The following is a 6,621-nucleotide window of genomic DNA, read 5'->3' on the forward strand; positions in this document are numbered from 1 at the left end:
AAGCTCTACAGCGGGTTTCTCAATCTCTTGTTTTTTGCGTGGCATATAACGGCTCCTTAATCAGCTACCCTGGTTGTCTTAACTGCCAATCGTTTTCCAATAACTCCCGGTTGGGCGTAGAACTTCATTCTTCCATTAACCAAAACCCGCACATCATGGTTGGCCGGCGTATCCAGCTGGATGGAATCCCCGGGTTTTAGCTGAAGCAAATCGTTAATGCTTATCTTTGTTCGTCCCAGCTCGATCGAAACCGGCAGCTTAACTTTGCTGATATTTCCCCTGATCTTGCTGTTTTCGGCTTTTTCGCCGTCTTTGTGTTCAAATTTCGCAGAAAACCAGACTTGCCTAGAAAGCTTAGGCATTACGTTCTCAAGTGTCAAATATGGCAGGCAAACGCTCATCGCACCGGTCGCCTCTCCTATTCTTACCTCAAGCGTCGCGGTAGCGACAATCTCGTTTGGGGGCACAACCTGCAAAAGCTGAGGGTTTGTCTCCAGGGATTCAATTGAAGGCTCTACGTCATGTATCTCCGACCAGGCCATCCTGAAGGCCATGAGGATTCTTTCAGAGACCTTGCGGATAATAACCGTTTCAATCTCGGTCAGGTCGCGAACCTTTGTCGGCTGGTCGCCCATGCCGCCCAAAAGCCTGTCAAGGATAAGGAAAGTAAGCTCGGGGCTTATCTCGAGAACTGCGCTCCCCGGTAAATCTTTCATTTTAAAGGTAACCAGGGAACTTGGGGTCGGCAATGATTCGACGTATTCTTCAAATGATTGCTGCTCGACCGATGCCAAACTGAAGTTGATGCTCTGCCGTACATAAACAAAAAGAGCTGTCTTAAGGTGGCGTGAGAAGCCTTCATAAATCAGCTCCATCGTGCTTAAATGGCTTTTTGAAAACTTATCGGGGTGGCGGAAGTTATAAAGCCGGACATGCTTTGAGTCAGTTGAGGAACCCAGGGGTTCTTCTTCCAGGGTTTCCACTCCACTCGCTGATGAAGATAATAGCGCGTTTATTTCTTCTTGAGTAAGCGTCCCGGCCATATCTAACTCCTGCTATATCTATGGTAAATAAACTATTGCATAATGAACGTAGTAAAGTAGACACGTTCAATTTTACCATAGGAAAGCAAGGAGTCTACCGACTTTTTAATCTCGGATTTAAGCTTTTCTCTACCTTGCGCATCGCCGATGATATCAATCGACTTCGCTGAGAGGATCGATATGATCACGTCATTGATTTGCGGTTTTCTATCTTTAAGTTCGTTCTCGAGTTCTTCGTCGTCACTCTTGACTTCGAGTGCGATAGCCGTCTGCAGATAGTTTTGGCCGCCGGCAAGATTTACTGTAAACGGGTCGAGCGCGATAAACTTGCCTACTTTTTTCTTTTTAGCTGTCTTGGCGCTGTTTTCCTGCTTCGACGACTCATTGCCTTTGGCTACTTTCGTTACCACCAGCGCAGTGCTCACCGAGAGAACAGATACAAGGATGACCAAAACGGGTATCTTAAAGACGCCCAGCTTAGATATCATGCCTTTTAGGTCCTTGTTTTTCTTTTTCGGCGGTTCGGATTTCTGCGGTTGCTCTTCAGGAACCGATTTTACTTCAGGTATGGCTTGCTCCATCTCAACATCACCTTGCAAACAAAATAGTTTTCATTACAAATAGTTGTAGCGCTTTGTTCAAGGTTGACTGGTAGGATGATTGCTGTGAATGGGTTTATGATCGTGTTACGGAGGTTTCTATGATGCGCACTCCTCAGAGCGATAACACTCGTTCTCGTATACTATGAGCCTTGGGCCTCCAGCCTTTTCATAGTGTTTGACCACTAGCTCGATAATCTCTTCCGGTGTTTCTTTTACGATATATCTTTTATTTGTTATGAGGGTAACCACCGTATCAGGGTTTGCCTCTATGACCTCTATTAAATTTGCGTTTATTGTAAGTTCGCTTCCGTCAAAACGAGTTAGCTTTATCACAAATTGCTCCTCAATCGCATAGCTCTTCCGTAAAAAACAAAGGGGTTTTGAGCTTACAGATATTTCTATCGGCAAAAAGCGTCCCTAACCTTAGGGCAAATAAGAGGGTGCGCTGGTTAGCGCACCCTCCATGAGCTGCTAAAGACTATAACGATAGCCAACTACCTCTTAAGGTTTACAAGCTCCTGAAGCATCTCGTCAGAAGTCGTGATGATCCTGGAGTTGGCCTGGAAACCACGCTGCGTGATGATCATGTTGGTAAACTCTCGGGAGAGGTCTACGTTGGCCATCTCGAGCGAACCTGCTACCAGCGTACCGTTTGCACCGGTTGCCGGTGCCCCGTACTGAAGCTCGCCCGAGTTGTTGGACTGCTTGAACATGGTCGAGCCGGATTTCATAAGACCCGCCGGGTTTCCGAACTGGGCAAGCGCAACTCGCCCGAGCGGCTTGTTCATACCGTTTGTAAATGTGCCGGTGATAACACCGTCAACGCCGATTGAAAAGTTCTCTAAAACGCCCATCGGAAAACCGTCCTGATAACTTGCCTTAATATCAGGCTTGTCTGTTGCAAACTGGATCGTCTTAGTAAAGTCCAGATTTACGTCGAAGGCACCTGCACCGCCGGTCGGCGTGATGTTCAGCAGGTTGATGGTCGAGCCACCGATGTTGATCGAGCCGTCTGGGTTAAATGAAAGCGTCCCGGTGTTACCTGCAAGCACCTCTCCGCCTGCTGCGGCTATCGAGTAGTCCCATGTATTTGCGGCGGACTTGGTGAACGAGAACGTCATGTGGTGCCCGGTACCCTGTGAATCATAGACAGTCGCATCTGAAGTGGCAATTTCGCCAACTGCAGCGCTCGCGTTAAGATCGCCGGTAAACGTAACATTCGCGGTTGACTTCGCGACCATCATCTGTCCTATCGGCACACTTACATGGGTTGGGGTCATGCTGGTGTCGATTTCATCAGGCTTGAGAGTATTGTTATTGGCCATCCAGCCCATCACATAGTAACCGGTGGATGGATCAACAAGGTCTTTCTTTAGGTTGATATCGAACGCGCCAACCCTGGTATAGACTTTGCCTTGTCCGGTATCGAGCGCGAAGAAGCCATCACCCTGGATTGCGACGTCGGTGGATTTACCGGTTGATTCGAGTGACCCCTGGGTCATCAGAGTGTCGATCGAGCGGACCATCATACCGAGACCGGCCTGCTCCGGGTTGGAGCCGCCGAGCCCTTCTGAAGGGGCGCTGGCCGAGCGAACCAACTCGTACACCATATCCTGAAACGTTACGCGGTTCGCTTTAAAGCCGACGGTGTTGACGTTAGCGATATTGTTACCGATAACGTCCATTCTGACCTGGTGATTTCTAAGACCTGAAACTGCACTAAACATTGAGCGCATCATAGCGCATCTACCTCCCTAGTTATCCATAGTTGCTTATTATTGTTCTCTGCCCCATGGTGAACTGGCCTCACACAAGTCGCCTCTGTCATTCGGCAACCGATGAACTTCCTCAGAGAGGTCCAGTTCAATCTTCTTTAGACCCTTTACGGATCTGCTTACATGATCACTGCGCTATCGATGTTCGTAAAAACATTCTCTTTGATGTTTTTCTCATCGACCGCCGTGATCACGGTTCTGTTTTTAATGCTCACCACGAGGGCTACGTTATCGACAAGCACGAGCGATTCGCGTGCTCCCTTGCTTGCCGCCTTGTCTACACCGGAGTGAATCCGGTTGAGTTGTGACTCGGTAAGTTTGATATTTCGCGCCTCAAGCCTGGCTTGCGCGTGTGCCGAGAACTTTATATCTTTCCCTATCTCGTTAGCCAAGACGTCCTTAAACGATGGGCCGGATGGCTGTTTGGGATGGGCGTGCTTTATCTTGGTGCTCTCGACGGGCATTATGGGGTTTGTCGGCACGAATATCTTATCTGTCATTTCTTCCTCCTTCCTCGTTGATTCTCATTGCTATCCCTTTGTGTTACTGATTACTATCGGCTTCTGATTAAAAGCCCTGCATATTATTAGTAAATCCTCGCTATGTCGCTCAGTTTTACTTCGGTGCTTCCCACCATGAGGATGGGCTCGCCCCCGACGAACTTCACTTCTTTGACCGCACCTGAGACCTTCGCCACATCCGCGTTACCGTCGCCGTCCTGGTCCTCACCTGTCATCGTGAGCCCGTCGATTTGCTTTCCGATCAGATTGCTCGACTGGGTCAGTTGCGACCACTTGAGCATTTGGTCGAACTTGTCGTTTAAGTTCTGCATCTGCTCGAGTGAATTAAACTGGGCAAGCTGTGAGATATACTCGGTATCCTTTGCCGGCTCGAGCGGGTCCTGGTACCGCATCTGAGTGACAAGCAACTGCAAGAAGCTGTCTTTTCCTAACGCTTCGGTTTGCTTTTTTGGTTGCGTCTGATTACCGGTTGCGCTTGCGTCCTGCGCGCTGTAAATCGCGTTTACCGTCAACTAAATCACCTCCTACGCTAAGAAATTAACTACCTTGTGTCCGTACCTGTTAAGGGTAACCGAAGGCCTTATGCGCTCGATCTCCCCGATGGGCTCCTGGTGGCTCTCCCCCATGAAACTCGCGCCCTTGAACCGCCCAAACCCATGGTTATGGTTGTTGTGGCGGTGGCCAACTGAGACATCAAACCCTTTCACATCAAATCCCTGATCTTCGAGGGCCTGCTTGAGGCTTGAGAGGTTCGACTCCAGTATCTCCTTGACATGGTGCGATGGGGCATCAAGCGCCGCCTTTATGGTTCCGTTCTCCATGACCAGGTGGATCTTGAGTTCTCCCAAGTACTTTGGCTTGAGTTGTATCTTCGCCTCACTCCTGCCTTCGGCCATCAAGACCTCAAATTTCTCGACGACTTGCTTGAGCACATGCTCGGCGTTAACTGCCGCATGTCCGGCAGCGGTTGTTACGGCAGCCTTACTCATCTCGTTGGCAAAAGCCGACTTATTTTCAGCCCCAACTGCGTATGATGGGGTTGAGCTGCTGGTGCTGGTAGTAGTCGTGCCGGGATCCGCCGTGCTTTGATTACCGTTTTGAGAATCCGTAAGAGTGGCGTCTGTATCTGCCGCTTTGACTGCGGTTACTTTTACCGTTGCGTGCACAACGCTATGACCGTTTGGGGTAGTTTTAGTAGTGGTCGAAACCCGGTCTGTAGCTTGTTGGGCATTTACAGCCTCCGCCAGGATATCTGCGGATTTGACAGTTGATTGGGCCTGGTGTTTCCCTTGCGCCACGGCATCTGTTATCTGGCTCTTTGTCTGGCCGGCTTTCGCTTCGTCGCCTTTCAGGTCAAGAACTGGATCCGTAGCTGCATCTGTACTATCGCCCGCATCCTGGTTATCAGACATCCCGATAAGCGATGGATCTACTGCCGGTACTGGCGTGTCTGTCACAACGCTCTCTCTCCCATTAGAACCTTCCATACCAACTACTGGCTGGCCGGGCGTGATATGAAACTTGACCATCAGTTTCTCGCTCAGAAGACCGGTTACGCTATTTGCCATATCGCTTGTTTGCGACCCTTCTCCAACGGATGGGGTCTGCTCTGTTAACCCGATCAGCTTTGCAACCAGCATGTACTGGATCTTAGCTACCTCTTGATCCGAAGAGTGCTTGCCGCTACTGTGCTCAATCAGATGTATCTTTAGTTTGAGCATTTCGGGAAGGTCCTTGGTCAAATCCGCCAGCTTTCCGTGAAGCTCGCCGTCGGTAAGAGACTGCTTGACATTAGCGAAGAGCTTTATCAACACGTTCTTGACATCGCCTGTGTCCTTATCTGAAGCAAGGCTACCCATAATGTCATTGAGTAACGGCATAAGTTCATCGGTTTTGACATCCGCTTTGGCACCTTCTAGAAGCTGGGAGACCAGAGTGAGAAGCGTCTGACCCAACTGCGCGAATGAATCTGCTTTGCCGTCCGTCAGTACCGATGCGATATCCTGGATGTTGTTGGCACCGGTTCCTTGTAGTGCAAGCAGCTGCTGCAATAAGGAGCCTGGCGTTGAATGGGTTGAGTGGGTTGGATCTGAGAGCTGGCCTAGTAGGCTGCTCAACACATCATTGAAACGCGGTGCCCCAGGTACATCTGCAAGACCGGCGGTCGGCGATGAGGTATCGGACGGAGTAAAAGCAATCCCGGCAATTGGAAGTTCTGCTATGTTCATATGTTCACCTCCTTTCATGAGCGTTACTGGGCCGTTTGAAGGCCTAGCTTTCTACTCAGAGCGGCGGCGCGTCCTACATCCATTGCAGCTAAAACCTCGGCGGCGTTTGCCTCTTTCATCCCGCCTAGGATGCTTGTAGCTTCGCTATCCGACAACTTGGCAATAATCTTTGCAGCCTGGTCGGAATCCATGTTTTCATAGATTTTGACCAGCTTTTGCAGCTTATCCTGACCTTCCGGTTGCTCGGAGGGCATGACAAGCGTTGTCGTCGTAGCCGTAGCTAACGTTGTCGATGTCGTCGATGTTGTTGTTGTCCCGGTTTCTTCCTCTGCTGCTTTGGCCGTCTTTTCGGACGTCCTGCTCTTGTTTTTACTATCGACTTTTTCCTTTGCGACATTAGTTTTTTTCTTGTCTCCCGGGAACTTTATTACTCCTGTATATTTGAGCGTGGC

8 protein-coding genes are annotated in these 6,621 nt (G+C 49.7%); all 8 read right to left on the bottom strand.

Annotation, left to right across the window (positions count from 1 at the left end; translation table 11 throughout):
• Nucleotides 1-56 precede the first annotated feature (56 nt).
• The gene (gene fliM, locus ACYC56_RS10965; RefSeq protein WP_461374219.1) at nucleotides 57-1,043 is read right to left on the bottom strand and encodes a flagellar motor switch protein FliM; all 987 of its coding nucleotides are present in this window, start codon (nucleotides 1,041-1,043) and stop codon (nucleotides 57-59) included.
• 32 nt (nucleotides 1,044-1,075) lie between these two features.
• The gene (locus ACYC56_RS10970) at nucleotides 1,076-1,624 is read right to left on the bottom strand and encodes a flagellar basal body-associated FliL family protein (protein WP_461374220.1); all 549 of its coding nucleotides are present in this window, start codon (nucleotides 1,622-1,624) and stop codon (nucleotides 1,076-1,078) included.
• 117 nt (nucleotides 1,625-1,741) lie between these two features.
• On the bottom strand, nucleotides 1,742-1,978 hold the full coding sequence (locus ACYC56_RS10975) for a flagellar FlbD family protein (protein ID WP_461374221.1): 237 nt from the start codon (nucleotides 1,976-1,978) through the stop codon (nucleotides 1,742-1,744).
• Between the two features lie 161 nt (nucleotides 1,979-2,139).
• Nucleotides 2,140-3,384 carry a flagellar hook protein FlgE gene (locus tag ACYC56_RS10980; RefSeq protein WP_461374222.1) on the bottom strand — a complete coding sequence of 415 codons (1,245 nt, stop codon included), beginning with the start codon at nucleotides 3,382-3,384 and terminating at the stop codon, nucleotides 2,140-2,142.
• A 155-nt stretch (nucleotides 3,385-3,539) separates the two neighbouring features.
• Nucleotides 3,540-3,920, bottom strand: coding sequence for a TIGR02530 family flagellar biosynthesis protein (locus ACYC56_RS10985; RefSeq protein ID WP_461374223.1), 381 nt, complete (start codon nucleotides 3,918-3,920; stop codon nucleotides 3,540-3,542).
• An 86-nt stretch (nucleotides 3,921-4,006) separates the two neighbouring features.
• On the bottom strand, nucleotides 4,007-4,453 hold the full coding sequence (locus ACYC56_RS10990; protein WP_461374224.1) for a flagellar hook assembly protein FlgD: 447 nt from the start codon (nucleotides 4,451-4,453) through the stop codon (nucleotides 4,007-4,009).
• A gap of 12 nt (nucleotides 4,454-4,465) precedes the next feature.
• Nucleotides 4,466-6,169 (bottom strand): flagellar hook-length control protein FliK, encoded by a 1,704-nt coding sequence (locus ACYC56_RS10995; RefSeq protein WP_461374225.1) that lies wholly within the window; start codon nucleotides 6,167-6,169, stop codon nucleotides 4,466-4,468.
• Nucleotides 6,170-6,192: 23 nt separating this feature from the next.
• A partial coding sequence (locus ACYC56_RS11000; RefSeq protein WP_461374226.1) for a MotE family protein occupies nucleotides 6,193-6,621 on the bottom strand: 429 nt, incomplete at its 5' end.

The organism is Candidatus Aquicultor sp., from assembly GCF_054640775.1.

Coding starts and splice junctions, on each gene's coding strand:
- ACYC56_RS10985 (WP_461374223.1), bottom strand. CDS start 3,920: ATGACAGATAAGATATTCGTGCCGACAAACCCCATAATGCCCGTCGAG.
- ACYC56_RS10995 (WP_461374225.1), bottom strand. CDS start 6,169: ATGAACATAGCAGAACTTCCAATTGCCGGGATTGCTTTTACTCCGTCC.
- fliM (WP_461374219.1), bottom strand. CDS start 1,043: ATGGCCGGGACGCTTACTCAAGAAGAAATAAACGCGCTATTATCTTCA.
- ACYC56_RS10970 (WP_461374220.1), bottom strand. CDS start 1,624: ATGGAGCAAGCCATACCTGAAGTAAAATCGGTTCCTGAAGAGCAACCG.
- ACYC56_RS10980 (WP_461374222.1), bottom strand. CDS start 3,384: ATGATGCGCTCAATGTTTAGTGCAGTTTCAGGTCTTAGAAATCACCAG.